23 protein-coding genes are annotated in these 25,928 nt (G+C 40.7%); 12 read left to right on the top strand and 11 right to left on the bottom strand.

Annotated features, from left to right (window positions below; genetic code table 11):
• Window positions 1–27: 27 nt before the first annotated feature.
• From dnaG to rpsU, 3 genes are all read right to left on the bottom strand, one after another.
• Window positions 28–1,761: a DNA primase gene (gene dnaG, locus AC1EU0_RS08720; RefSeq protein WP_480302016.1), complete on the bottom strand. Its 1,734-nt coding sequence runs from the start codon at window positions 1,759–1,761 to the stop codon at window positions 28–30.
• Between the two features lie 120 nt (window positions 1,762–1,881).
• On the bottom strand, window positions 1,882–2,325 hold the full coding sequence (locus tag AC1EU0_RS08715; protein ID WP_480302015.1) for a GatB/YqeY domain-containing protein: 444 nt from the start codon (window positions 2,323–2,325) through the stop codon (window positions 1,882–1,884).
• A 6-nt stretch (window positions 2,326–2,331) separates the two neighbouring features.
• The gene (gene rpsU / locus AC1EU0_RS08710) at window positions 2,332–2,547 is read right to left on the bottom strand and encodes a 30S ribosomal protein S21 (RefSeq protein WP_011758943.1); all 216 of its coding nucleotides are present in this window, start codon (window positions 2,545–2,547) and stop codon (window positions 2,332–2,334) included.
• Between the two features lie 241 nt (window positions 2,548–2,788).
• Between rpsU and tsaD the strand changes: the two genes are divergently transcribed.
• Complete coding sequence (tsaD, locus tag AC1EU0_RS08705) at window positions 2,789–3,808, top strand: tRNA (adenosine(37)-N6)-threonylcarbamoyltransferase complex transferase subunit TsaD (protein WP_480302049.1); 1,020 nt, start codon at window positions 2,789–2,791, stop codon at window positions 3,806–3,808.
• Window positions 3,809–3,905: 97 nt separating this feature from the next.
• Entirely contained in the window at window positions 3,906–4,328 is a 423-nt protein-coding gene (locus AC1EU0_RS08700; protein WP_480302014.1) for a hypothetical protein, read from the top strand.
• 51 nt (window positions 4,329–4,379) lie between these two features.
• Here AC1EU0_RS08700 and AC1EU0_RS08695 read toward each other — a convergent pair whose 3' ends face one another.
• On the bottom strand, window positions 4,380–5,720 hold the full coding sequence (locus tag AC1EU0_RS08695; protein ID WP_480302013.1) for an ankyrin repeat domain-containing protein: 1,341 nt from the start codon (window positions 5,718–5,720) through the stop codon (window positions 4,380–4,382).
• Between the two features lie 62 nt (window positions 5,721–5,782).
• Window positions 5,783–6,400 carry a glycerol-3-phosphate 1-O-acyltransferase PlsY gene (gene plsY / locus AC1EU0_RS08690; protein ID WP_121837144.1) on the bottom strand — a complete coding sequence of 206 codons (618 nt, stop codon included), beginning with the start codon at window positions 6,398–6,400 and terminating at the stop codon, window positions 5,783–5,785.
• A gap of 189 nt (window positions 6,401–6,589) precedes the next feature.
• On the opposite strand from plsY, the gene folB reads away from it, so the two are divergent.
• The 3 genes from folB to AC1EU0_RS08675 are packed head-to-tail and all read left to right on the top strand — an operon-like array spanning window position 6,590 to window position 8,290.
• Window positions 6,590–6,946, top strand: a complete 357-nt coding sequence (gene folB, locus AC1EU0_RS08685) for a dihydroneopterin aldolase (protein WP_480302012.1) — start codon at window positions 6,590–6,592, stop codon at window positions 6,944–6,946.
• 9 nt (window positions 6,947–6,955) lie between these two features.
• Complete coding sequence (folK, locus tag AC1EU0_RS08680) at window positions 6,956–7,444, top strand: 2-amino-4-hydroxy-6-hydroxymethyldihydropteridine diphosphokinase (RefSeq protein WP_480302011.1); 489 nt, start codon at window positions 6,956–6,958, stop codon at window positions 7,442–7,444.
• 42 nt (window positions 7,445–7,486) lie between these two features.
• Window positions 7,487–8,290 (top strand): undecaprenyl-diphosphate phosphatase, encoded by an 804-nt coding sequence (locus AC1EU0_RS08675; RefSeq protein WP_480302010.1) that lies wholly within the window; start codon window positions 7,487–7,489, stop codon window positions 8,288–8,290.
• 50 nt (window positions 8,291–8,340) lie between these two features.
• Here the strand turns inward: AC1EU0_RS08675 and AC1EU0_RS08670 are convergent, their stop codons facing one another.
• A complete protein-coding gene (locus tag AC1EU0_RS08670) occupies window positions 8,341–8,583 on the bottom strand; it encodes an LPP leucine zipper domain-containing protein (protein ID WP_480302009.1) in 243 nt (80 codons plus the stop codon).
• Window positions 8,584–8,671: 88 nt separating this feature from the next.
• On the bottom strand, window positions 8,672–9,901 hold the full coding sequence (locus tag AC1EU0_RS08665; RefSeq protein ID WP_480302008.1) for a multifunctional CCA addition/repair protein: 1,230 nt from the start codon (window positions 9,899–9,901) through the stop codon (window positions 8,672–8,674).
• Window positions 9,902–10,249: 348 nt separating this feature from the next.
• Between AC1EU0_RS08665 and AC1EU0_RS08660 the strand changes: the two genes are divergently transcribed.
• The gene (locus tag AC1EU0_RS08660) at window positions 10,250–11,836 is read left to right on the top strand and encodes an AAA family ATPase (RefSeq protein ID WP_480302007.1); all 1,587 of its coding nucleotides are present in this window, start codon (window positions 10,250–10,252) and stop codon (window positions 11,834–11,836) included.
• Entirely contained in the window at window positions 11,836–12,810 is a 975-nt protein-coding gene (locus AC1EU0_RS08655) for a general secretion pathway protein GspB (RefSeq protein WP_480302006.1), read from the top strand. The genes AC1EU0_RS08660 and AC1EU0_RS08655 overlap by 1 nt, the downstream gene beginning before the upstream one ends.
• Here AC1EU0_RS08655 and nhaD read toward each other — a convergent pair.
• A complete protein-coding gene (nhaD, locus tag AC1EU0_RS08650; RefSeq protein WP_480302005.1) occupies window positions 12,807–14,054 on the bottom strand; it encodes a sodium:proton antiporter NhaD in 1,248 nt (415 codons plus the stop codon). The two genes, AC1EU0_RS08655 and nhaD, sit on opposite strands and share 4 nt — an antisense overlap.
• 312 nt (window positions 14,055–14,366) lie before the next feature.
• On the opposite strand from nhaD, the gene AC1EU0_RS08645 reads away from it, so the two are divergent.
• A complete protein-coding gene (locus tag AC1EU0_RS08645; protein ID WP_480302004.1) occupies window positions 14,367–15,758 on the top strand; it encodes a hypothetical protein in 1,392 nt (463 codons plus the stop codon).
• 106 nt (window positions 15,759–15,864) lie between these two features.
• Here AC1EU0_RS08645 and hemL read toward each other — a convergent pair whose 3' ends face one another.
• The 3 genes from hemL to AC1EU0_RS08630 all read right to left on the bottom strand — a co-directional run bounded on the left by hemL (window position 15,865) and on the right by AC1EU0_RS08630 (window position 20,030).
• Entirely contained in the window at window positions 15,865–17,145 is a 1,281-nt protein-coding gene (hemL, locus tag AC1EU0_RS08640; protein ID WP_480302003.1) for a glutamate-1-semialdehyde 2,1-aminomutase, read from the bottom strand.
• A gap of 26 nt (window positions 17,146–17,171) precedes the next feature.
• Window positions 17,172–18,182, bottom strand: a complete 1,011-nt coding sequence (locus AC1EU0_RS08635; RefSeq protein ID WP_480302002.1) for an aspartate carbamoyltransferase — start codon at window positions 18,180–18,182, stop codon at window positions 17,172–17,174.
• A gap of 126 nt (window positions 18,183–18,308) precedes the next feature.
• The gene (locus AC1EU0_RS08630) at window positions 18,309–20,030 is read right to left on the bottom strand and encodes a chloride channel protein (protein ID WP_480302001.1); all 1,722 of its coding nucleotides are present in this window, start codon (window positions 20,028–20,030) and stop codon (window positions 18,309–18,311) included.
• A 7-nt stretch (window positions 20,031–20,037) separates the two neighbouring features.
• Here AC1EU0_RS08630 and AC1EU0_RS08625 point away from each other — a divergent pair, with 7 nt between their 5' ends.
• The 4 genes from AC1EU0_RS08625 (at window position 20,038) to AC1EU0_RS08610 (ending at window position 25,833) form a co-directional block, all read left to right on the top strand.
• Window positions 20,038–20,787, top strand: coding sequence for a DUF6776 family protein (locus AC1EU0_RS08625; RefSeq protein ID WP_480302000.1), 750 nt, complete (start codon window positions 20,038–20,040; stop codon window positions 20,785–20,787).
• Window positions 20,788–20,948: 161 nt separating this feature from the next.
• Complete coding sequence (gene erpA, locus AC1EU0_RS08620; protein WP_480302048.1) at window positions 20,949–21,329, top strand: iron-sulfur cluster insertion protein ErpA; 381 nt, start codon at window positions 20,949–20,951, stop codon at window positions 21,327–21,329.
• 59 nt (window positions 21,330–21,388) lie between these two features.
• On the top strand, window positions 21,389–21,976 hold the full coding sequence (locus AC1EU0_RS08615) for a 5-formyltetrahydrofolate cyclo-ligase (RefSeq protein ID WP_480301999.1): 588 nt from the start codon (window positions 21,389–21,391) through the stop codon (window positions 21,974–21,976).
• A 212-nt stretch (window positions 21,977–22,188) separates the two neighbouring features.
• Window positions 22,189–25,833, top strand: a complete 3,645-nt coding sequence (locus AC1EU0_RS08610; RefSeq protein ID WP_480301998.1) for a S8 family serine peptidase — start codon at window positions 22,189–22,191, stop codon at window positions 25,831–25,833.
• Window positions 25,834–25,928: the final 95 nt, after the last annotated feature.

Below are 25,928 nucleotides of genomic sequence, written 5' to 3'. Positions count from 1 at the left end.
CCTTGTGCTAGAGGTATGAACAAGAATTTACTTGTTTATTCCCTTCATCACCGAGATAAGCTTTTGAAGCTGTACTCTTTCATCCTTGGTGTGGCTTTGTTTCAAGCTGAGTTCTTGATAACGCTGTTCAAGATATTGGTTACTTAACCAGACAAGCGATTTTTTAAATTCATGCTTGAGTTTGTCTTTTGCGACTTGATGTTCCCAGGTAGACAGTTTTTTTATGGTCTCGAATTGAGGTTGTTGGCGAAAATGCTCAAGCAACTGTGCGGCTGTCATCTGAGTGTTACGAGTCAAATCCATTAATTGGATCAATAAATCCAGCCCAGGCATCGTAAGGTGCTTCAGGGCAGGTTGCGCTGGTAAGTCACTACCAACTTCGGGGTGCTGAATTAGCAAACTAATGGCTAGCCTTAACGGCGTTCCTCTGCCTTTTAGGCCTTTAGCACCCAGAGGATTGGCTTTAGCTGCTTGTGAGTTAAAACCAAATTTCTTTTTGAGTTCATCGCTGCTATTCAGTCCGAGTTTGTGGGCTAAATTTTCGAGCAATAAATTCTGTAAAATTTCATCTTTAACTTTTTCGATCAGCGTCATGGCTTGTTTAGCTAATGTGCTTTTATCGCCAGCTGAATCTTCAGTCAGTTTTTCAAATAAAAAGGTTTCAAGCGGCTTGGCTTGTTCAATGTGGTGTTCAAATGCTTCTTTACCGATGCTTCTTACCGTAGAGTCAGGGTCTTCTCCTTGCTCTAAAAACATAAATTTGAGCTTATCACCCGGTTTTAGCAAAGGTAGAGCTGTCTCAAGGGCGCGCCATGCGGCATCCTTACCAGCTCGATCGCCATCATAACAACACACTATTTCTTCGGCGTTTCTTTGCAGCAGTTGTAGTTGTTCTGCAGTAGTGGATGTCCCCAATGATGCAACTGCGTAATCCACACCATATTGAGCTAAAGCCACCACATCCATATAACCTTCGACAATTAAGGCTCGATGTGGGTTCCTATGTTTTAATTTTAATTCATAAAGGCCATACAACTCGTTGCCTTTTTGAAAAATCGGGGTTTCTGGTGAGTTTAGGTATTTTGGAGTGCCTTCACCAAATACTCGCCCACCAAAGCCGATAACACGTCCACGACGGTCACGGATGGGAAACATGAGTCTGTCACGAAAACGGTCGTAGCGTTTGCCATTGTCATTAGCAATTAACATACCTGCCGTGAGCAGCTTGTCTTGTAATGCTTGGTTATCTCGATAACGGCTTAGTAGGTTATCCCAGCCATCTGGTGCAAAACCTATGTTGAATCGTTCAACTACCTCGGAAGATAAACCTCGGTACTCGAGATAATTTTGTGCTTTTTCTTTGTCTGTGTGTTGCCGAAGTTGTGCTTGATAAAAATGACAAGCCTCTTCCATCAGTTGGTAGAGATCTTTACTTAGGGCATGGTCAACTTTAGGGCCATGACCTTGCTCATTAGGAACTTCAAGTCCGAGCTGTCCGGCTAAATCTTCTATGGCATCTACAAATTCTAATCGGTCATATTCCATGACAAAATCAATAGCATTACCATGGGCACCACAACCAAAGCAGTGATAAAACTGTTTGTCTTGACTGACAGTGAAAGAGGGCGTTTTTTCACTGTGGAAAGGACAGCAGGCCGAGTAGTTCTTACCCGCTTTTTTTAGTGGTACTTTACTGCTGACCAGTTCGACGATATCAGTTCGAGCGACTAACTCATTGATGAAATCGCGTGGTATTGGCATAGTCTCACTCTTAGCTGAGGCAGTTGAACCTAAAAAAAGGTTAAAACAAACAAGCCGCGCAGGTGCACGGCTTGTCGTAACGTTATATTAAGAAGCTATCTAAAGAAAGCTTCTACAGGCTTACTTCAGTTGAGCTCTTACTTGAGCTCCAGCTGCACTCATATCAGCGCGGCCTTGAAGTTTACCTTTTAACGCTCCCATTACTTTGCCCATGTCCGCCATGGAAGAAGCGCCAACAGCTTGAATGGTTTCAGCAATAATTGCATCGACTTCTTCAGCTGTTAGTGGCGTTGGTAAGAAGGTTTCTAAAACAGAAATCTCAACCAATTCCACTTCGGCAAGGTCGCTGCGTCCAGCTTGCTCATATTGAGTTACTGAATCACGGCGCTGCTTCACCATTTTGGTTAGCACAGCTATTACCTGATCATCAGTCAAGCTTTCGCGGGTGTCCACTTCTACTTGTTTGATGGCGGCTAATGCCATACGAATGGTGCCAAGTCTTGCCTTTTCTTTGGCAATCATGGCTTGCTTCATATGGTCTTTAAGCTGATCTAATAGGCTCATAACGGATTAGTATAAACGTACGCGACGAGCGTTTTCGCGAGAAAGCTTCTTAGCAAGACGCTTTACAGCAGCAGCTTTTGCACGCTTACGTGCAGTAGTTGGCTTCTCGTAAAATTCACGAGCACGTACGTCAGCTAGGATACCAGCTTTTTCACAAGAGCGCTTAAAACGACGAAGAGCTACGTCGAATGGTTCATTTTCACGTACTTTAACTATTGGCATACGCCATCACCCCTTAGGTGTAAGTTGTATTGAAAGAAAAACAGCTAAAAGCCGTAATCGATCAAGGTTGATTAAAAAATGGTTCGGAATTTTACACTCAGATTGATGACTTTGTAAACCCCAAAATCTTAGCGATCGCTGGATCTTTTTACGATCCCTGTCAGATAATTGCGATTTACTGGAGCAAATCGTTATCTACAGGTAGAATTGTCCGCCTTTGTTGTCATTAAGTGTAGATGAAATGCGAGTTTTAGGTATTGAGACGTCCTGCGATGAGACAGGTATTGCGGTTTATGATTCAAATGCTGGTTTGTTATCCCATACATTATATAGTCAAGTAAAACTGCATGCTGATTATGGTGGGGTAGTGCCTGAATTAGCATCGCGAGATCATGTTCGTAAAATCATCCCTCTTATTCGTAAAGCACTTGAAGATGCTGAGCTTGCCATGAGTGATTTAGATGGCATTGCTTATACTAAAGGGCCAGGGCTGATTGGGGCAGTATTAGTCGGTGCTTGCGTTGGGCGATCTTTAGCCTTTTCTTTGGGGATCCCAGCTATTGGTGTACATCATATGGAGGGGCATTTATTAGCTCCTATGCTTGAAGAAACACCTGCTGAATACCCTTTTGTCGCTTTGTTAGTTTCTGGTGGCCATACCATGTTGGTTGATGTTAAAGGCATTGGCGAATACGAAGTGCTAGGTGAGTCTGTTGATGACGCCGCTGGTGAGGCGTTTGATAAAACAGCTAAGTTGATGGGGCTGGATTATCCGGGTGGCCCACGGCTGGCAAAATTAGCTGCCAAAGGTGAGTCTGCTAAATACAAATTTCCACGCCCTATGACCGATCGCCCAGGTCTAGATTTTAGCTTTTCAGGGTTAAAAACCTTTGCAGCCAATACTATCGCTGCTGAGCCAGATGATGAACAAACTCGCGCTAATATTGCCAGAGCGTTTGAAGAAGCAGTTGTTGATACCTTAATGATTAAATGTAAACGTGCACTTAAGCAAACGGGTCGTAAACGTTTGGTGATTGCTGGTGGTGTAAGTGCTAATACCCGACTTCGCGCTGGTTTAACCGAGCTGATGTCGAGCTTGAAAGGTGAAGTCTTTTATCCTCGCCCAGAGTTTTGCACCGATAATGGAGCTATGATTGCTTACGCAGGCACTCAACGTTTATTGTCTGGTCAAACAGAAGGGCTCGAAGTAAAAGGTCAACCAAGATGGCCTTTGGATACCTTGGAAGCAATTAAGCGTTAGTTACATTAACAACCTAGATATTCTAAAGAAGTATTGTTCTGGTGAGGATAAACTCGATATATTCTGAGCTAAGACTAACTCTATTATGGGAGTGTTTATGTCTGGTGCAGAAATAAGTTGGTTATCCTCACCTTTCCCTGCATATGGTATTCGTTATCAGGATGAAGCTGATGTGCATGTCACATGGGATCCTCAACATACAGATCTATCTAAACTGAGTATTCAGTATGATAAAGATGTTTTTGAGTCTACTGAGTTAGGTAGTGTACTGCGCTTTAAGGTGTTGGATACAGCAAAAGATCGAACACTTTATCGGGATTTTTGGCTGGTTAATTGTTCAGAGCCAGATACAGAAGTCGTTAGATTTGGTTTAAAACAGCAATCTGAGATACTGCCTGAAAAGTATCGACTAGAAGCGTTTCCTGATGAAGACTTGTTATTTAGAACTCTTTCATATCATGTGGGTCATGTTCAGCTCCAGATTAGACGGGGAGCAGATGTGTCTAATTGGTTATTATAATCGCCGCATCGGCTTTAAGGAATGAGCAAAACTATTTTTTAATAGGCTTTATCATGGTTGATTTAGCCTTTTCTGACGATCATGCTCTTCCAGTCGCACAAGAATGCTGTGTTGTAAATGATGTGACAGTTTTTTAAATGCTTTTATTTGAACAAAGGTTTTTCCATCGCTATCGGTATATGATAGGACGAGGTCTAATTTGTTTTTTAATATATAGTCAATCAGTGTGTTTATAGGCGCTTTTGCAGCAGATTTTACTGCTAAATGCAAAACCGAATCGGTATTCGTGGCAGGAGACAAACGAGTCTTGATAGTAATGTCATTTAATAATAATTGCACAATTTGATTTTTATCGGCTGATATCGCTGCGATAATGGCTCGGAATTTTCCCCTTTCTTTTATAAGCTCAGTGCTTGTTGCTGGAGTTTTTAATTTGGCCAGTGCGTTTAAGCACAAAGCTGTTTCATTTACCCCTTTTGTGGCTGCAAGTTCTATGACTGATCTACCTTGGCTGTTTTCTGTGAGTGGACTCGCTCCTGCATCTACTAACGCTTTGAAAATATCTTGATGATTACAAAGTAATGCTGTCTGCAGTGGAGGTACTCCTTCGAATGGAACAAAATTTACATCAGCTCCAGCATCAATCAGCAATGTTACCTGTTCTTTACAACCTCTAAGAATAGCGAGATGTAAAAGGGTGACTCTGCCGTTACAAATTGTCGAAACCGCTATTTTATCACACGCTTTAAAAACTTTGATGCTAAAGATTGAATGCTCGCATCTTACTTTTTTAGTTGGTAAAACTCTGGGCGATAAAGCGGTGACAGTTTGAGATAAGTTGTAACCTTTTTTCAGATATGTATTTAATGCCGTATTATTTAAACAAAGTATTGCTCGATACAAATGAGGTGTATCAGAACTGGGGTTTAGTTTATTGCAAAATTCACGTGTTAATTGCTTGGATACAGCTGTAATTCGGTGACTGCATTGTTGAGTTGCTATGTGGTTTTGTGGTTCCGGTTGCTCTTGTGTTTCATCCGTAACTTGCAATACAGGTTCTTCTTCGTCTGATATTGAGCGTGAGTCCACTACAGAAGCGGGTGGGGCGATACCTTGTATATTTAATGGCGTCGGTGAATCGGTTGGAGTTTGATGGAAAGACTGTTGTTCACTTAATTGAGGTTGCTTAATACCCCTTACAACCCAGAGCCTCTTCTTATTTTGGAAATGTATTTCAACTGGCAACTTATGGCTTGTTTCAGAATCATGTAGTTCAACTGTTTGGGATTCACTAATTGCAGATATCGCCAATTGGGTCAGCTTTTGAGTTGAAATATCAAAGTAGGTAGACCCTGCGATTGTTGTATGGAAATCAATCGTAGAAGTAGCCATTCTGAACTTTTTCAAGAAAGTTAGATAACAACAAGCTACATCAAAGAAGCTGAATACAAACTTTACTTTTGCTTTCTTTTCAGTTTATTGCGTAAGGTAAAACGAGACTCTTCGCCTTTTAGTAACCGATAAATATTATCTTTATGGCGAATAACAATCAGTATGCCTAACATCGCGACAGGAATGGTAAATCGGTCATCTAAATAATGAGTCAAAATAGGTGCCATAATCGCAGTAACGATTGAAGCAAGTGAAGAGTAGCGGCCGATTAATACCACTAATACCCAAGTCCCCATCAAGTACAAAGCTAAGCCTTCACCAATAGGCGCCATTGCACCGAATGCAGTGGCGACGCCTTTACCACCTTTAAAATCAAAAAAGACGGGGAAAATGTGTCCGAGGCAAGCTGCAATGGCAATAAATCCTAAAGAGACAGAATCAATATTGAGCTTATAGCTGAGGTAAGTGGGAAGCGCACCCTTGAGCATGTCAAAAAATAGCACTAAGGCAGCAGCACCAGCTCCACCTACACGTAATACGTTAGTGGCACCTGGATTACCAGAGCCTTGAGTTCGGGGATCGGGTAAGCCTTTTAAACGACACACCAAAATAGCAGAGGAAATCGAACCCAATAGATAAGCTGCAATAAGCATGACACTGATTAATGCTATTTCACTCAAGTTGGTTTCCTTACTCTGGTTAATGTATTATCACGCCTGCTTAATGCAGTCTGATATGACATTGTTGAAATTATAATCGCTAAGGCTCACAGTCTAAAGCACAAATGTTCAATATGCGACTGCAGAAAGTCATTATATCTCTATTTGATACTAATGCTTATCTGACCTCTAAAGTGTGGAATTATTTTGATGGATAAAGTCATCATTAAGCAATTAAAAGTTGATACCGTTATCGGTGTTTATGATTGGGAAAAGGAAATTAACCAAAGCTTATATCTCGATATTGAAATGCAATGGAATATTGCGAAAGCTGCTCAAAATGATGATTATCAACATGCGCTTTGCTACGAAACTGTATCTAACCGTTTAATAGAGCTGATCACTGAAAAGCCTGTTGAGTTGATTGAAACCGTCGCTGAAATGGTGGCTAATTGCCTGATGTCTGAATTCAATGTGCCTTGGGTGATGGTAACCGTTAACAAACCCGGTGCAGTAAAGGCCTGCCAAAATGTGGCCGTTGAAATCACTCGTCAAAAACAAGACTAAGGTTGCGGCGTGGCACAGATATATATCAGTGTGGGGAGTAATATCGAACCTGAAAAGCATTTTAGGTTGGGATTACAAGCGCTTTCCAACCATTTTAAAACATTACACCTATCGTCCGTCTATTTAAGTGAGGCCGTTGGCTTTGATGGTGGTGACTTTCTTAATATGGTGGTTGGGGCTGAGACAGAACGAACTATAAATGAGGTGGTGGATATTTTAAAGGCCATTGAGTTTGATAATGGTCGCGCTAAAGATGCTAAAAAATTCAGTTCTCGTACTTTAGATTTAGATTTGCTTTTGTATGACGACAAAGTATGTCAGTCACCCGTTCGTCTACCGCGCAGTGAAATTTCCTTTAATGCTTTTGTGCTCTGGCCTTTAGCTGAAATCGCGCCAAATTTGACTCATCCCGAGTTAGGTAAAAGCTACTCATATTTGTGGCAAGAATACGATAAAACTTCTCAGTGTTTAAAACCAATCGACTTTGATTGGATGTGAACCCCCCAGACCAAATTTTTGATATATTTTTTAGGATGTTAAATGGACACTTTACACGTCATTATTCTAGCAATCATTCAAGGATTGACTGAATTCTTACCAATATCAAGCTCAGGGCATTTAGTCTTAGCGGCCCCGTTATTTGGCTGGCAAGATCAAGGTTTATCATTTGATGTTGCCGTAAACACAGGGTCGTTATTGGCTATGGTCATTTACTTTCGTCAAGAAATTTGGCAAATGGCCAAAGCATGGACAACCAGTTTAATCACTCGAAAGCAAACTCCTGATAGTAAATTGGCTTGGTGGATTGTTTTGGCAACTTTACCAGCTGTGATTTTTGGCTATTTGGGCATGGACTTTATCAAAACCCATTTTAGAAATATTGAAACTATAGCGACTACAACAATCGTTTTCGGCTTGCTGCTTTGGTGGGCTGATAAAATCTCAAAGCATCAGCTTGATGAATATCAAACAGGATGGAAAAAGGCGTTGTTAATTGGCTTTGCACAAATGCTAGCCTTAATCCCAGGGACTTCTCGTTCAGGTGCAACCATGACAGCAGGGTTACTTTTAGGGTTAACTCGTGAAGCGGCAGTCCGATTTTCGTTTCTTATGTCTATTCCTGTAGGGCTTGGTGCGGCGATATTGGTGACTAAAGATCTCATTTCTTCACCTGAAGCCATTGATGTTCAGGCATTAACCATTGGTACGATGGTATCTTTTGTTGCCGCTTATGCGTGTATTCATTACTTTTTGAAAGTGATTGGCAAAATGGGCATGACCCCATTTGTTATCTATCGACTGTTACTCGGTGTTGCCCTGTGTGGTTTGATTTTCTTTGGGTAGATAACCCGTTAGGTTAGGTTCGCTCTCGCCTGAGAGCGAACTCAAAACGGTTACTTTTTATAGTGAGTGGCTAAGTTATCTAAACGACTATTGGCTCGTTTTGCCGCTTGCTGATTTCGATCAATATTATTCATGAGTTGATCATGCTGAGACTGAAGATCATTGAGTTGAGCGCCAAGTTGATCAAGCTTTTGATTGGTGGCTTTAATATGATCTTGTAATGCGGCATCGGTGGCACAGCCAGCTAAGAATAAAGGTAAGCCTAATGCTGCAATGGTGAGGATTTTTTTCATTGTAAGGACACTCCCTATTAGATAGTGCCCATATGTTGCCATAGCAAACGCTAGCGACAATTTTGACGTTAGAATAATCGTGTTTTTGTCAGCTAATTGTCAGCTTTTTAACATCAGCAATTGCTTGTATTCTTTGTTTCTCAAGTTCAGGCTTAATGGCTGCACCTGTTATTCCTGAAGCAATTATTTTTTGCACATCAATGGCTTTAGCGGAATTTAAGCAATCAATTAAATAGTTTGCCTGTGGGTATTCATGCTGTTCAAAGCCCGTTCTTCCTCTTATATCGGCATGACAGGCTTTAACAATTTGAGATAGCCGTTCTGGTTTTCGCCATGCGTCCATACTGTTAAAGAATTTAAGAACGGTTGCCGGTTTTAATTCAAAAGCCGTATGAACATTTTGATGTAAATTGCTTACTAGTAATGCTAAATCGCGGTAGCTATTGGGTACTCGTAAACGTTCACACATCTTTTTTATTAAAGGCAATCCAAGTTGACCGTGACCATGATGACTAGGCCATTTATCTTTTGGTGTTAGGCCCTTTCCAAGATCATGAACCAATGCAGCAAAGCGGACTTGTTTATCTTCAGTGAGCCGTGCTGCTTGCTCTAGTACCATGAGGGTATGAATACCAGTATCAATCTCGGGGTGCCACTTTTCAGGTTGTGGCACACCAAATAATTGCTCAATTTCAGGAAACAGGACTTGAAGCGCTCCACAGTCTTTTAATACTTGGAAGAAAACTTGAGGTTGAGAGTAAGACAGCACTTTTTCTAACTCTTGCCAAATACGCTCGGCGCTTAACGCTTGCAGCTCATCTGATGCTGATAGTTGAGTCATCAAAGTCATGGTTTCTGGTGCAATTGAGAATCCAAGTGGTGCAAATCGAGCGGCGAATCGTGCTACTCGTAATACTCTAAGTGGATCTTCAACAAAGGCTTCTGATACATGACGTAAGGTTTTATTCTTGATGTCATCGATGCCATTGTACGGATCGTAAAGCTGGCCTTGTTCATCTTGAGCGATAGCGTTAATGGTGAGATCTCGTCTTAGCAAGTCGTCTTCTAAAGTAACTGACTGGCTTGCGTCAACACAAAAGCCGCCATAACCCACGCCTGTTTTTCGCTCGGTGCGCGCTAAGGCATATTCATCATGGCTCTTGGGGTGCAGAAATACAGGGAAATCTTTTCCAACCTGTTGGTATCCTAGGTTTAGCATTTCTTCTGGAGTGCTGCCCACTACCATGTAGTCTTTATCTTTTACAGAGAGCCCTAAAAGGGCATCACGAACAGCACCACCAACAAGGTATATTTTCACGATAATATTCACTTTTGATTTTGTCTACTTAACCTAAAAACATCAGTTGGCTACGTTCTCAAGCGTAGAAAAAATGATTGTTAGCAAGGCGTAGCTTGCCGCAACTAGTTATTCTATTTGCAAAAGTTACAACGCAGCTATCGGTCATTTTAGCAAGCTTGTGAGCGTAGAGCGACTTACTCATAAGATGAATCCAAGTTTGATAAAATTTATTTATTTAAATAATTATTACTTAAATTAGCGTTCAACTGGTGTTTTTAGGTTTAAAGCTTATCAGACAAAACTTTGACAATAAAAGCACTTAGCCGTAAGTTGTTGCCATATTTGTCGATTATTTAGTTCATTGGTATGTATAAAGCGTTTTTTGGTTTAAAGGATACTCCGTTTTCGATAGCTCCAAACCCTGAGTATTTGTTTTTAAGTGACCGCCACCGCGAGGCGTTGGCACATTTAAGCTATGGTCTTGGTGATACTGGCGGGTTTGTGTTGTTAACGGGAGAAGTAGGCACAGGAAAAACCACCGTCTCACGCACCTTGTTAAAGCAGTTGCCAGAGAATACCGATACTGCCTTTATCCTTAATCCTGCGCTAACTGAATTAGAGTTGCTGGCGACCTTATGTGATGAACTTAAAATCGGCTATCCAGAATCACCAACGCTAAAACAGCTTACCGATCGCATCAGTGAGTTTTTACTTGAGAATCATAAGAATGGTCGTAATACCTTAATGATCATTGATGAAGCTCAGCACCTCAAAGCCGAAGTGTTAGAGCAATTAAGGTTACTTACTAATTTAGAAACTGATACCAAAAAATTGTTACAAGTGATCTTAATTGGTCAACCAGAATTACAACAGCTACTGAGACGCCAAGAGCTGAGGCAGTTAGCACAGCGGATCACGGCTCGTTACCATTTACTGCCGTTAACAGAAGATGAAGTGGCGCTTTATGTGCTACATAGATTAGAAGTAGCTGGGCGTTATGAGCCACTCTTTACGCGTAAATCCATCAAAGCGTTACACAAGAATTCCGGCGGTATACCTAGGCTGATCAACTTGTTATGTGAACGTACTTTGATGGCAGGGTATGGACAGTCGAAAGTTCCGCTGGATCATCGTATGGTCAACCAAGCCGCTCAAGAAATATTGGGCGTGGAAGAAACATCAACTTCAAAATATAAATGGCCACTAATTACTGCTGGTGCCTTAGTCGCCAGTTTTGCAGTTGCTTATGTTGGTTTCACTCAACTGCAATCTCCTCAAGCTGATTCTAATTCAGTTAATCAAGCCAGCGTTACTGACTCTGTAAAGTTACCGAGAGAAAGTGCAGCTTTGACTCAAGTGATTTCTAAAAGCCGTAATATTGATACCGCGTTTGCGGTGTTGTTTGGACTTTGGAATAAAACGCCTTATCAAAATCTCACCAGTTGCCAAGCGGCGCAAGCGCAACAATTAAACTGCTATCAACAGCAAGGGGACTGGAAAAAACTATTGAAAATGGGCTATCCCGCAGTGCTCTACCTTAAAGATGACGCTGGACAACCATTCTATGCGGTGTTAGCGGCCGTTGATGATCATAAGGCCTATATTCAACTTGGTGAGCAGCAATTAAAAGTTGAGCAGGATTGGCTTGATGCACATTATGATGGCACCTTTGAATTATTTTGGCAGAATGTAGGGGCACCGAATGAAACCATCACCCGCTACGCTCCCATTGAACAAATCCAGTGGTTAGAAAATCAACTCGCCAATTATAATCACGAAAAACCAAGGGAAATGACTCATTTTGATGCGTCACTGATCCGAAATTTGAAAGATTTTCAAAAGCAAAATGGTTTGTTAGATGACGGTATTGCAGGCAAGCAAACATTGGTACTATTGAGTTTGTATGCTGAGCATTCTGGCCCAGATTTATCTGCGGCTAAGGAGTTATACTAATGTCGATTTTGCTTGATGCAGTAACCAAAAGTAAACAAAAAAGTGCACCGCTAGACCCTACGCTTTCCCCTCAGCGACAGTTGGCTTCTATGAAATCAGACAGACAACTACCGTGGCACTGGTTTGGACTAGTTTTAGCTATTATTATTGGTGTTTCCGCTGCTTGGTGGTGGCTTAAGCCTGTTGGAACGGTTCAAACCCCGATTAAATCTGATGAAAAAGTCGCTATAAAACCTGCTGCGGAATCACAAATTACTTTAGTGGGAAAAGTGGCGTTACCGATCCCTCAGGCTTATCAGGCACCCAGTCAATCAATATCGACCATGCCGAGTTCTCAAACATTACAAACTCCCACAAATGAATCAAGTCAGCCACAACCTGCTGCTGATACGGTAAAATCTAAGCAGACTCAACACATCATTTTAGGAAAACCGTTAGATAAGAACAGTTCGATAGCCAGTGAGTATGGTTCAGAGCAGACGCAATCAGATCTGGAACAAGCTAAAGAACTAATGCTTGGCACGAAACCAAATAATAGTAAGGCGTTGGATTTAGAAGCATTAAAAAGACAAGTAGCGCTAGCCGCATCGGATGTTGGCTTGAAAACAGATGAACAGCACAAGCAAGACAAAGTCATCAAAAACTTGAAACAAGAATTGAGTCAGGTTGAGCATGAAAGAGCGGTACAAAAACCGTTTTCCGATGATCCGAAATTAGAAGCAAATGGCAAAGATAAATATACGCAAGTGCCTAAATACGGAGAGTTGCCTGCAAGTGTTCAATTACAAGTGCCGGAATTTAGTATTAATGCGCATTTATATTCCACCACACCATCACAACGTCGTTTAAGTGTAAATGGGAAAGAGCTAAAAGAGGGCGATACCATTAAAGGTAAATTGAAAATTTTAGAGATCCGCCCTCAAGATGTTGTTTTAGGAATAGCGGGTGAGAAGTTCTCTGTACCGGCTACTTAACCAAAAAAGTAACGACCTACGATCAGTGTCAGTCCATACCCTAAGCTGTAGCATATGAGTAATGCAGGGAAGAACTTTAGGTAACTACCAAAAGTCAGTTCTTTCACTTTACTCATAGCTATAACACCAGCTGCGCTTCCTATTACCAATAACGAACCGCCTACACCGACACCGTAGGTTAGCCCTAACCACTCTGGAGTCGTTAAGTTTGGATCGGCTTTTAATAATGCGGCCGTCAGTGGCACGTTATCTAATAAAGCAGAGAAAGTACCTGCAATATAGTTTGATACGCTGGCACTGTGCTGGCTATAGACATTAGCTAAGGTATTAAGCACGCCAATTTCTTTAAGCATTCCAACCAGTAACAAAATACCTAAAAAGAACAATAAAGTGTCAAATTCAACCTGTCTGATGTATTCCAATATCTTCAGTTCTTTTTGGTTAGAGCGTGACAAACTGCCTAGTAAGAACATTACGGATAAGCCAGTTAAGAACGTTAGAACTGGTGGGATAGCAAACAGGATATTAAGCAACATAGTGAGCAAGATGGTACTAAAGAATAAAATCGTAATAGCGACATCAATACCGTTATAGTTACTTTCGACTTTGGTGGTACTTACCGTTCCTTTTAAGTTGTATGAAAACATTGAGGACAGCAAGATAACACTGATGGCTGATGGAATAATTAAGGTGACTAATTCAGACATTTTTACATGACCGCTTAAGAAGATCATTAATGTGGTCACATCTCCTGTGATCAAAGCTACACCGCCTGAGTTTACCGCGAATACCACCAAAACAGCCATTTTCAATTTTATTTCTGAGCTAAGGTTGAAGGTACTTAATAGCCCCAAAGTGACTAAGGTCGCAGTGACATTATCGCAAAAGGTTGAGAGGATTAAGGCGAACAGAGATACCTGTATCATCAGTAGTCGAACAGAGATCTGACTGGGAAAAATCTTTTGAACGATCAACTGGATCATACCTTTGGCATTCAAATAGGCCACAAAAGTCATGGTGGACATTAAAAACAGCCATAAGGTCGCTATCTCAAGTAAATTCTCATTCAAATCTTTAGTGATGATTTGCTGGTGAGTAGGAGACCCCGCAGCAACAAATAAACACACCCACGAAAAACAGCCCAAAAATAGAGTCGTTTTCGCTTTGTTAATTTTGGTGATGTCTTCAAAAATAATGGTAACAAGGGCAAGGACAGAAAGGCCAATGAGCAAATAATTGAGCATGTATGGCTCCGTTACTTAATAGGAAATTAAATTCAGTATAGGTGCTTTTTTCAGCGAAAAATCTGGCGCATAAAACCACATATTTATTTCATATACAAATGTCCATAACGTTGTTAACCGAGTAAAAAGACTTGGGAAGCTTAGAATGCTTGTTCTATATAGCTGTTGAGCAAGATGATGGTTTAATTAAAGATGCTTAATGTGCTGAATTTAAAAATTAAAAAAGCTCTTTTAGTATTTATGTTAAGTAAGCATTCAATTTAAATCATTAAAATTAAAACCCTTTACTAAAACGTTAATTTTAGGATCTACATGTCCTGCTTATCTCCTCTTAGCAAGCTCTCGGCGCAGGTAGAATTCGTTGACTACTTAGCTGAAACAGCCAAAGAAAAGGCAAACGAAGTTGCGAAAGTAGCCTGCCTGGGAGTTGTCTTAGGTTCGTTTGGAGCAGGCTCCATTCCGGCCGGTATAGCAGGAGGTGTATGGGGAGGCATTGAAGCAACTGGGTTTCACTTCATTTTTAAAGGTGTTAGCTGGGTAGTTGAGTGTGGGACTGAGCAAGTTTTTGAGGACAAACGATTAGCTGAATTTTTTTCTGGAACGGCAACGTTTGGTCTTGGTGTTGCGTATGTTCATTCTAAAGTTCCTACGGTTGTTCATACCGCTGCTGTTATTGCTGGTGGGATAGTGTCGAAGGCTCTCAGTGATAAACTGTTGCCACCAACTAAAGAATTCTCGGTTCAAAAATTATCGGTAGATGCTGTGTGTTCATTAATATGCAGCTATGCAGCAATCAAAGCCATTGATAAAGCGATATTAACTTTTTGGCCAGAAAAGCCATTTATTCTTGAGATCAGAAATACTGGTTCTTGCAAAAATCCAAAAGTGTTGCTTAACCCGAAGTTCCCATTTAAAAAACGAGCATTAATAAATTGCTCCCCTGCACATTGTGAATATGGTTACCGTGATGGAAAACGATACCACGAGTATAAGATTGATGTGCCTGATTCTCTAGCTGAAGACGTTCTGCCATTGACGTTAGAGATAGACTCAAAACTTGCACCTGATACCGTACTAATGGGGGATATTAACTTTTATGCGTATAAGAGTGGTTTGAGGGGAGATTTCGTTTTAACAGAAAGAACACTTAAGCCAAGTAACTTACGGTGTAAGGCGATTGATGGAGTAAGTGTTTTTCTTGAGACATCTTTGTACAGGACTATAGCCGATTTTCAGAACAAAATTGGTACTTGGGCTTCAATATATTTTAGAGACGATTCAGGTTTTGCAAGTGACTGTCGAATTTCTGGGAAATACAGTGTGAAGCTTAAACACAAGTCAATGACGTTTGCCAAATTGTCGTTTAAGGAAAAATCATATAGTGAATTCATGGGGGAATCTTTGTTCAAAGGCAAAGTAAAATTTCATGACTCACAAGCTAATTTTACTGGGGAGTCTGCTGAAGGGGCTGAAGTATTTATCGATAAAAAAAGTGTTGTTCAAGCTATGGATACCGCGCTAAAAGGAGCCACTTTGTATGTTAAGGGAGAGGTGTTTCTAAAGGGGGACTCCGGTAAAGGAGCCACTGTATATCAAACCCCTGATAGTAAGGTGGCTGCTGAGCAACATTTATTGAGGAGTATCTCATTTAAGACGATGTCTGATTCTGAAATGGAGGGCAAAGTTGCTGATTTACTTAGCTAGCACCTGTTTGAAATTAGAATTCGCTTCAGCACTTCACAGTAAGTCATTGATACTCCAAGATGCTGAATTTATGTACCTTGAAGTATCACGGATATAAAAGAGAAAACTATAAGCTCGCTAGTACCTTATCCGCTGCTTCTAGCGTTTTCTCAAGATCTGCATCATCATGCGCTGCAGACAAGAAGCTCGCTTCATACGCACTTGGTGCTAAATAAATGCCTTCTTCTAACATGCCATGATAGAAAGCTTTAAAGCGTTCTAAATCGCATTTTGTTACTTGTTCAAAAGACGTCACTTTTTCATCTTCAGTGAAGAAGAAGCCAAACATAGCGCCTACATAGTTGATGGTCATCGGGATGTTATGTTTATCCGCTAAGGCTTTAAAGCCTTCTGCAACGTATTTGGTTTTACGAGCTAACTCCTCATAAAGCCCTTCTTCTTCCAAGGCTTCCATTTGCGCAAGACCTGCTGCCATCGCAATTGGGTTTCCTGATAATGTGCCTGCTTGGTAAACAGGACCGGTTGGCGCGATATACTGCATCACTTCTTTACGGCCACCAAAAGCACCGACTGGCATACCGCCACCAATCACTTTACCTAAACAGGTTAGATCTGGCTTAACATCATAATGTGCTTGAGCGCCCGCTTTAGCAACACGGAAACCTGTCATTACTTCATCAATGATCAGCAATGCACCGTATTGGTCACAAACGTCTCGCAGCCCTTGTAAGAAACCATCGATAGGAGGAATACAGTTCATGTTGCCCGCAACAGGCTCAAGAATGATGCAAGCGATGTCTTCAGGGTAGGTTTCAAATAACGCTTTTACCGAGTCTAAATCGTTATAGATGGCGGTTAGCGTATGTTTAGCAAAATCAGCTGGTACGCCAGGAGAGCTTGGTTGACCTAATGTTAGCGCACCTGAACCCGCATTAACCAATAAACAGTCTGCATGACCGTGATAACAACCTTGGAACTTTAGAATTTTGTCACGGCTGGTAAAACCACGCGCTAAACGAATCGCGCTCATGGTGGCTTCTGTACCTGAGCTAACCATACGAACTTGTTCCATTGATGGCACCATAGCGGTCACTTTTTCAGCCATGGTGATTTCAAGTTCAGTTGGTGCACCAAATGACAATCCGTTTTCAACAGCATCGAGAACAGCTTGACGAATTTTTGGGTGGTTGTGACCAAGGATCATCGGCCCCCATGAGCCAACGTAGTCAATGTAAGCATTACCATCAGCATCGTAAATATAAGCACCATCGGCTTTTTCAATAAAACGAGGTGTACCACCTACGCCATTAAAAGCGCGAACAGGCGAGTTTACGCCACCTGGAATGGTTTGTTTAGCCTGTTCAAACAGCGTATCAGAACGGGTCATTTGGTTTTCCTTAAATATTAAATCAATTACTTTCTTACATACCAATTAACTGGTAGCTCGTGCTGTTCTAGTTGAGAGTCAACACCAAGCGTAAGCGCAAAAAGTGCCATGCGGATCAGCAGGCCATTGTCAGCTTGACGGAAAATCGCCAAGTTGGGATTTGTGTTTAGATCATCGTTCAGCTCATTGGCCTCAGGGCGAGAATCACGAGGCAATGGATGCAAAATTACCGTATCTTGATGACAATGTTGAGCATAAACGCGTTGGTTTAGCCTAAATTGTCCTCGATACTTATTGGCTTCATCCTGTGATGGAAAACGTTCTTCTTGAATTCGGGTTTGATACAAAATATCAGCGTTTTCAAGGTTGCCTTCAATTTTATCTACGATGTTCACTTTATGCCCGGCATTCACAACTTGGTCAATCACATATTGAGGCATTTGTAACTCAGTTGGAGAAAGCAGGGTAAAGGTCACATTTTTATAAAGGCTAAGCAGCTTAGATAAAGAATGTACGGTACGACCATACTTCAAGTCACCCATCATTGCGATATTCATTCCATTGATGTCTTTGTTTTTATCTTTGAGCTCTTTTTCAATGGTAAATAAATCAAGTAGTGCTTGGGTAGGGTGTTCATTTGAACCATCACCGCCGTTGATCACTGGTACACAACTGCCAGTGGAAAATTCTTGCACTGAGAAACTTTCTGGGTGACGCATGGCAATGACATCTGAGTAAGTTGCCATCATCTTTGCGGTATCAAACAGTGATTCTCCTTTTGACAGAGAAGATGTGCCAGAGCCGACTGTTTCTGCAACATTTCCACCCAGTAAGTTAAACGCGGAGGAAAAGCTCACTCGAGTACGGGTGCTAGGCTCAAAAAACAGGTTGCCGAGAATCGCGCCATCAAGCACACGGGTACGTCTTTCTCTTAGGGCGTAAGGTTGCATGCGTTGAGCAACAGAAAAAATAGTGTGGAGGGTATCCAAATCAAATTGGTTTACCGAGAGGATGTGGGATCCTTCTAATTGTGTCATCAGCCTATCTTCCAATTTATAGAGTAATACTTAAGTAGGTATAGAGATATTGCTGAGGGGCTATGTTACCAGAACTACATAGAATTTAGTATGTTTTTGAAAATGAAAGGTACCCCTAAAGGTCATTTATACATGACCTTTCCGAACTTCCTTATAAATCATATTCCAACTTATCAGCCCAACAATATTGGATGTTTGTTTTTGGTAAATAGCGATTTCGCCGGTACGTGAGGGAGCTAGAAGATGGTATGCATCATCAAGAGTTGCTGTATCAGGCAGTAATTTCAGTGGCGTTGAAGAAACTTGGAAAGCTTCTGCATTATCTTCACTTTTTGCTAATTGGTGAATGTTTCCATTGTCTGTTTTTATTAGCACTAGCGATTTATCAGCGCTATGAGTGGAAACGCCGTGTTGGAGTTGATCATGGTTTAATATCAATATTTCTTTTTCCATTACAGCGCGAACCCCACGCTTTTGTAGCCCAAGATTCAATGGTGGAACTCTATATCCTAGCCCCATCATATCTAGTTGCCGTAGGAGAATTGAGCGGCAATTAAACCCTTGGAATGCGAGCAGAAAAGCGGGGATCATTACAAACATAGCGGGAAGCAGAATGTTGGCATCGTTAGTAAGCTCTAAAAGGGCGACTAATGCAGCCAAGGGAGCATTTAAGCATACGCCCATCATTACAGTCATCCCTATAATGGTATATGTACCAATGTAAGGGCTGCTCTCTGGAAGTATGTAGACATTTATCCCCGCTAATATTGCTCCTAGCACAGCACCAATACCATAGAGTGGACCGATTAACCCTCCAGGGATCCCTAGCCCTATAGCGCTCACTGTCGCGATGGTTTTTGCAAATAAGATAACAAGTAAAAACGTCATACCAATCGAAGTGTCAGTGGCGGTCATGATGGCTAATCCGTCGCTACCTAAGGCTTGTGGAACCAACATTCCAATAATCGTGGTGACCACTCCGGCTAAAAACAGTTTAGGGAGTAAAGGCCATTGTTGACTGATTTCAGTTATTTTCAGTAAAGATGAATTTAGCAGTGCAGCGAAACAGCCAAGTAACAGACCATTGGCTAATAACGTTGGGTAGAGATTGAGTGGCATATCATTGATGGTGATAGCATCGAATTCATGGATATCGCCAAATACTAACTGACTACTCATCGCTCCACATACGGCTGAGATCAATATTGGGAAGAAGTAGTGGATACGGTATTCCCTGATAATGACTTCAAAAACAAAAATCACAGCGGCTAAAGGTGCATTAAACGTAGCCGCAATCCCTGCGGCAACTCCGCTAGCACTAAGGATACGAACACTGTTATCAGGAAGATTAAATTTTTCAGCCATAACGCTGGCACTCACAGCACCAAGATGAATTGCTGGTCCCTCTCGGCCGACTGAAAAATTAGTTGCTAAGGCGAACAGTGCTTGTAGAAATTGCCCTGGTGCAGATGGTAGGGGAATTTTTCCATAATACAGTTTATAACGATGTAAAACGTAGGCAATGCCCATTTGTTTGTAGCGTTTAGACCCTAGTCGAGCCGTGAACCAAATGAGCAAAACACCAAGTAAAGGTAAATAACTGCGCCAGTCGGTAAAATCAGCAACAAAGTCAGTATGTCTGAGCTCTGTAATTTCGAAGGAAGTTTGTAATAGCCACCGAAAAAGAATGATCACACTGGATGCCACAATAGCAAAAGCTAACGCTAGTAGGCATAACTGAACATTTGTCTTACTCCCTGACAGCAAATCTCTGAACTCAGTAGAAAAATATTCTGATACTTTTGAAGAACTTTGCTTATTCAGTAATTTTTTTATTGTAGAATGCACCTATCAAATGGCTCCAAAAGGTAGAAAGAAAACCATGTCGAGATCGGAACGCAGGCAAGATCGACTCCGAAAGTTTGAGCAGCATTATTTTCCCATAAATCGCTATTTATTTTTAGTGATTTTGTTCTCTTTTGTGGCGGGTGGAGCAAGCTATTTTTATTATGCTCAGTTGTTGCCAGTTCCTAAGCATGAAAATACGGAAATACAACAATTAAAAAATAAACTTAATGCTCAATCTAAAGAGTTAGCTCAGCGAAATTTAGAAGTCAGTATTGCTCATCAGGCTAATCACGCGTTACGAGATCAGTTTTCCAAAAAACAAGCCAGTTTATCTAAAATTCGACGCGAATTAGCATTTTATCGAAGCATTATGGCTCCTGAAACCAGTGCTCAAGGAGTCAGTATTTATGACTTGAGGTTGGACAAATCTGCAATTGAAGGTGAGTTTGAATTAAATTTGATTCTTACTCAGTTAAAGAAACGTCGAAGTATGTTGAAAGGCCAAGCTGAACTTACCTTGATAGGCGTTAAAAATGGTAAGCAAGTTAAGCAATCGATCAACAAGCTAATTAACTACTCATTCGAGTTTAATTTTCGTTTTTTTCAGTCATTAGGTGCTCGCTTAAGCTTGCCGAAAAATACAGATTGGAAGCAAATTCTAGTAACAGTGAAAGTCCCTGCTAGCCGTTGGAGTAAGGCTGAAGAAACAGAGCGACGCTTTGATATTACCAAGCTACTCGCTGAGTCGGTGGAATAAACACGAAAAATCAACATGTCCTATATACTTGAATGAAATACTAAGGTATTAGATAATTAATACTATCAGCAGTAGCTGGTATTGATATGCATAACTAAGAGGTAATCATGGCACAATTTACTGATGCTGCAGGAACAGTTGAAAAGGAACAACCACAACAAGTGGTAGTTCAACAAGAAGAACAAACTCAAAACGCGCAGCCAGAAAGTGATGCACTACCTATCCAATTTACTGATGCCGCAGCCAGCAAGGTAAAAGAGCTTTTAGAAGAGGAAGAAAACCCAGAGTTAAAACTTCGTGTCTATGTGACAGGCGGTGGTTGCTCAGGATTCCAATATGGCTTTACCTTTGATGAAAAACAAAATGATGGTGACTTTACTGTTGAGAAACAAGGGGTGTTGTTAGTCGTTGACCCTATGAGCCTGCAGTATCTGATCGGCGGTGAAGTTGATTATACCTCAGGCCTTGAAGGTTCTCGTTTCTTTGTGAAAAACCCAAATGCCACAACAACTTGTGGCTGTGGTGCAAGTTTCTCAGTTTAGTTTTTTCATTTAATATAAGGCGCAGTAAGCGCCTTATTTATTAAACCTTAGGTTAAGTTATGGACAACACGACTGTTAGAAATCAACTTCGCCAGCAGATCCGTAAACAAAGACGAGCCTTATCTCAATTGCAGCAACAGCAGTTTGCTGAGCAAGCTTCAGTAAGGTTGCTGTCACACCTTATCGAAACCCAATCTCACTCCGTAGCTCTGTATTTAAGTTTTGATGGTGAGCTTGATACCGCGCCATTAATAATAAAATTGTGGTCGTCGGGAATAAAAACATATTTACCTGTACTTCACCCTTTTACTCAGGGGCACTTATTGTTTGTTGAATATCAAAGCTCATCACCTATGAAGCTTAATAAATTTGGTATTACTGAACCTGTACTAGCTTGTAATAAGGTTTTGCCAGTAGATCAACTTGATGTGATTATTACACCGCTGGTGGCGTTTGATGAACAAGGGAATCGAATGGGGATGGGGGGCGGTTACTATGATCGAACACTGGCTTACCTTGAATCAAAAAATTCAATTAAAGTCATCGGCTTCGCTCATGATTGTCAAAAAGTTGAATCACTTCCCGTAGAAGCTTGGGATAAACCATTGTCTAGTGTCATAACGCCAACATTACATCATCGTTTTTAGAAACATTTCACTTCGTTCATTACTTTTCATCAATATTGCCATAAAAATTTAATAATTTAGAACTTTAGGGTAATTGCTCAATGTCATTAGTTGTGTTCTAATTCTTGTTTAGAGTAAAAGCTCGACTTTTTTCAAGTTGTTGTTAGTAATTACTTTTTAGCTTGAAATGGGTGCGGCTGTCATTTTTATAATCAAAAATACAAGGAAGTGAAATGTTAACTCCCATAATACGGGGATCTAATATCCCTTTATTGTTTAAGTGTGCTTCATCTATAGTTTTACTCTCTTCACTAGCAGCCTGTGGTGGAGGTGATAAAAAAGATGAGACGACTCCTATTAAGGAAGCTCCGGTTCAGGTAAATCAACCCCCTTCTGTAAATGCTGGCAGTGATCTGGTAACGAATGAAAAGCTAAAAGTAACACTTTCAGGATCTGCAACCGATAGCGATGGAAGTATTGCAAGTTATCAGTGGAAGCAATTGACTGGAGAAAAAGTTGATATTGATGCTGTTGATACTAAATCGGCGAGCTTTATTGCACCTGACATCACTGAACAACAATCATTAGAATTTGAATTAACAGTAACAGATAATCAAGGTAAAACGGCTTCGGATAAAGTGTTGGTTACTGTTAATCCTGTATTTGCAGATCTAGCAAAAACAGTATTGGTTTTTGCTGATGCTCCAATTCAAAATCAAGAAAACGCAATTACGTTTATTACTGAAGAAGATTTAGGTAATGTGACTTGGAGTGTTGTATCTCAGCCTAAAACCAGTCAATTGACACTGCAAAAATCAGATAAGGCTTCAGTAACATTTACTCCTAAAGTTGCTGGTAGCTATGAATTAAGAGCATACTCCGAAAGCAATAAAACAGCTAAAGTGACTGGTTTCAATTTGTTTGAAACCCTTGCGTTTCAAGAGTCTATGGTTGACGGTTATGTAGAAAGCGAACCGTTGGATGCCTTAATTGGCGTGGTAAAGAATCAGTCATGGGTTTTTTCGACATCTTTATCTAAAGAAGAATTAACTGAAAGCATAACTGATCAAGCTTTAACTGTGATGGGCTTTAATGAAAACCAAGGGCTTCTTATTGAATACGATCCGACACACATAGCTGTAAAGGAAGCCATAGAAGAGCTTAAGTTTGCCAAAGGCATTGATTCAGTAACCCAAAGAGTTTACGAGGGAAGCAAGGCTGATAAAAGTTTCTATATTCCCGATGATGGTGCTCAATTTGATGATAATGGTAATAATTGGCATCTAGAAAAATCTGATTATGGCGCCAACTTGGTTGAAGCGTGGGATATTACTCGAGGAAGTTCTGAAGTCGAGATTGGTGTTACTGATAGTGGTTTTTATCCTGCCCATGAGGATATCGATGGACGAATAGGAGTGGTGTATACCTCAAGTAAAAAGGAGCATGGTACCGGTGTTATCGGTGCTATTGCTGCAATTGCTGACAATAAAAAAGGTATCACAGGCGTTAACCATATTTCTCAAGTGGACTTTGCTAAAGATTCAGTTGACGGATATTTGTCAATTCTTGATAACTCAAAGATAAAAGTGATTAATAACTCTTGGGGGGCGATGGGTAGCGACTCTTCGAGTGTTGAAAATGGGATTACATTTACACGTACCTACCGCAAGCTAGCATTGAAAAATAATGATGTACTGCATGTTTGGGCTGCTGGTAATAACGGCAAAGATGCTAGAACTCAAAATGGTGCATTGCATTTAGATGCTTCAGCTGGGTTATCTAAATTAAATAATATTTTGGTGGTTGGTGCTATTGGTATTGATGGTAAATTGTTGCCATACAGTGGCTATGGTCAAACGGTTGATATTGTAGCTCCTGCAGAATATATGAGTACGCGTTCTGTTTCAGAAAATGGCGAGTCTACCTATTTCGAGGGGACTAATTATGGTCTGAAAAAGAGTGGCTCTTTTAGTGGTACTTCTGCATCAGCTCCGATTGTGAGTGGTGTTGCATCGTTGATTTACTCCATGTACCCCAAATTTACTGCTGAAGAAGTGAAGGAAATACTCATTAGCAGTGCGACTAAAAAAGTAGAGCAGAGATACCTATCGAACGATGATGATAGTGTCGAACCGCTTACTCACTCCATCCCAGTATTGAACGCTCATAATGCTCTTAAGTTGGCTAAGCAAATTATTGACAGCAAAGTTACAGCGAATAAGCAGATACTCAATCCATTTGTACCTGAAGTTCGTTTTAATTTTAATTCGTTTGATGACAATTTAACTATCATTAAAATTGAGTGGCAATCTATGTATTCTCCGAATAATGGAGAAACATGGGAAAATAAGAGTGAAGGTACAGTAGAAGCAAGTTCACTGACAGTGGATTTAAACACTGATTATGCCCATCATCGATTAGTGGCAGAAATTACGCTTAAAAGTTCTGATAGTGACTCATTGATCACGGCTAACAAGGTGGTTGATTTTGCGTATAACAAGCTGGAAATGGTAACCAAAAATACCGTTAATCTTAGTCCGATAGAAAAGGTAGCGATTAAGATTGAGCGAGTATTGGGTACAAGCTTTGAAGGGAGTTCGTTCACTAGCGAGCAAGGGCAAGTAACAGCCTATTTGGATTTTGGAATTTATAAAATCCGCGGCGAACATGAAAACTTCAATGATGTAGTTACATATGCATTTGCAATTGATGATCAGTTACAAAACCTTGCATTGAATATGACTCCTAAGTCGATTGGTGACGTTGGTTCCTTGTCAGGAAAAGTCGTAGATGAATCAGGTGAACCCGTCGAGAGTGCACTAGTGCGGATCTCTGGTGGCGAACAAACCAACGGTTTCTTTGCTTCTGCAACAACGGACTCTAGCGGTGATTATATTATTTCTAATATTTCCAAAATTGACTCAAAAGAGAAGCCAATAACCGCCTTTATTTTAGAAGCTTCTAAACTTGGTTTTGCAAATGTTGTACGTGAAGATGTCATCATCTTGTCTGGCAAGCAGAGAACTGAAAACTTTACAATTAACTCAATTAATTTGAACGAAACTGAAATTTTCGTTGATGACTTTGAAAATGGCACCAATGAGTGGAGCTCAACCGGATTCTGGCGACAAATTGATTTAGATGCTAATACGGTTACCAATGCTTCACAAACATCAGGCTTTACTTCACTAGCTCCAGATGAAGGCGCTACGCAAGCTATTTTGCCAAAGGCATTCAGTGGCAAATCCGTCTGGTGGTATGGTGAGCAAGATAAAGGTTCATTTATTGGCACTCAACGCCCCAGTGACCCTTTGTTGAGTGGTGGAACCTCTGTGTCACAAAATAATGGTTTACTGATTACTCCAAGTTTCGACTTATCAACTACTGAAAGACCTTATCTGAAATTTAGAACTTGGTGGGAAATAGAATCCGTGAATCCAAATGAAGAAGGTTATGACATTTTGGAGATACAAATCAGTATTGATGATGGGCTGTCATACAAAACCATCAAAAAGTTGAATCCATTTGTGGACCCTAATGATGCGGATCGAGATCATAAGCCGTTTTCTTCAGGAGGATTCAACCGCAAGCCTGTTTGGGTATTTGAAGATATTGACCTCTCTGAGTACAAAAATGAAAAGGTAAAAATACGCTTTAACTTTAAAACTGTAGATAATTTATATAACGGCTTTAGAGGTTGGATTATTGATGACTTCAAAGTTGTTGATTTTGTTGAGGTGCCATCTCAAAATGGCGTATCTTTTGAAAGTATCAAAGCTAATCCTGCTTCAAAGAATGTAATACAAGGAAGTGAAGATTTCTTAACTATTCATAAGAAGCCGAGAACCTATCCTCAAGTAACACCTACTCGAAGATAGTTATCAGTGGGGTTGAGCTACCCAGTTTTCTTGGGTAGCTCAACTAATTTGATAGAACAGACTTTTGACAAGTCTATAACTCTTTCCTATACCTT

This window comes from Parashewanella sp. 2210YD4-3 (assembly GCF_056591735.1).
The sequence above is the reverse complement of the archived record's forward strand: the minus strand, read 5'-3'. Positions and strand labels throughout refer to the sequence as shown.

Excerpts from the sequence above, each read along its gene's own strand:
- AC1EU0_RS08610 (WP_480301998.1), top strand. The coding sequence starts at position 22,189 with ATGTTAACTCCCATAATACGGGGATCTAATATCCCTTTATTGTTTAAG.
- AC1EU0_RS08625 (WP_480302000.1), top strand. The coding sequence starts at position 20,038 with ATGGCTCCAAAAGGTAGAAAGAAAACCATGTCGAGATCGGAACGCAGG.
- AC1EU0_RS08615 (WP_480301999.1), top strand. The coding sequence starts at position 21,389 with ATGGACAACACGACTGTTAGAAATCAACTTCGCCAGCAGATCCGTAAA.
- dnaG (WP_480302016.1), bottom strand. The coding sequence starts at position 1,761 with ATGCCAATACCACGCGATTTCATCAATGAGTTAGTCGCTCGAACTGAT.
- AC1EU0_RS08655 (WP_480302006.1), top strand. The coding sequence starts at position 11,836 with ATGTCGATTTTGCTTGATGCAGTAACCAAAAGTAAACAAAAAAGTGCA.
- nhaD (WP_480302005.1), bottom strand. The coding sequence starts at position 14,054 with ATGCTCAATTATTTGCTCATTGGCCTTTCTGTCCTTGCCCTTGTTACC.
- AC1EU0_RS08715 (WP_480302015.1), bottom strand. The coding sequence starts at position 2,325 with ATGAGCCTATTAGATCAGCTTAAAGACCATATGAAGCAAGCCATGATT.
- AC1EU0_RS08695 (WP_480302013.1), bottom strand. The coding sequence starts at position 5,720 with ATGGCTACTTCTACGATTGATTTCCATACAACAATCGCAGGGTCTACC.
- rpsU (WP_011758943.1), bottom strand. The coding sequence starts at position 2,547 with ATGCCAATAGTTAAAGTACGTGAAAATGAACCATTCGACGTAGCTCTT.
- AC1EU0_RS08700 (WP_480302014.1), top strand. The coding sequence starts at position 3,906 with ATGTCTGGTGCAGAAATAAGTTGGTTATCCTCACCTTTCCCTGCATAT.
- hemL (WP_480302003.1), bottom strand. The coding sequence starts at position 17,145 with ATGACCCGTTCTGATACGCTGTTTGAACAGGCTAAACAAACCATTCCA.
- AC1EU0_RS08660 (WP_480302007.1), top strand. The coding sequence starts at position 10,250 with ATGTATAAAGCGTTTTTTGGTTTAAAGGATACTCCGTTTTCGATAGCT.
- AC1EU0_RS08675 (WP_480302010.1), top strand. The coding sequence starts at position 7,487 with ATGGACACTTTACACGTCATTATTCTAGCAATCATTCAAGGATTGACT.
- tsaD (WP_480302049.1), top strand. The coding sequence starts at position 2,789 with ATGCGAGTTTTAGGTATTGAGACGTCCTGCGATGAGACAGGTATTGCG.
- AC1EU0_RS08645 (WP_480302004.1), top strand. The coding sequence starts at position 14,367 with ATGTCCTGCTTATCTCCTCTTAGCAAGCTCTCGGCGCAGGTAGAATTC.
- AC1EU0_RS08670 (WP_480302009.1), bottom strand. The coding sequence starts at position 8,583 with ATGAAAAAAATCCTCACCATTGCAGCATTAGGCTTACCTTTATTCTTA.
- folB (WP_480302012.1), top strand. The coding sequence starts at position 6,590 with ATGGATAAAGTCATCATTAAGCAATTAAAAGTTGATACCGTTATCGGT.
- AC1EU0_RS08635 (WP_480302002.1), bottom strand. The coding sequence starts at position 18,182 with ATGACACAATTAGAAGGATCCCACATCCTCTCGGTAAACCAATTTGAT.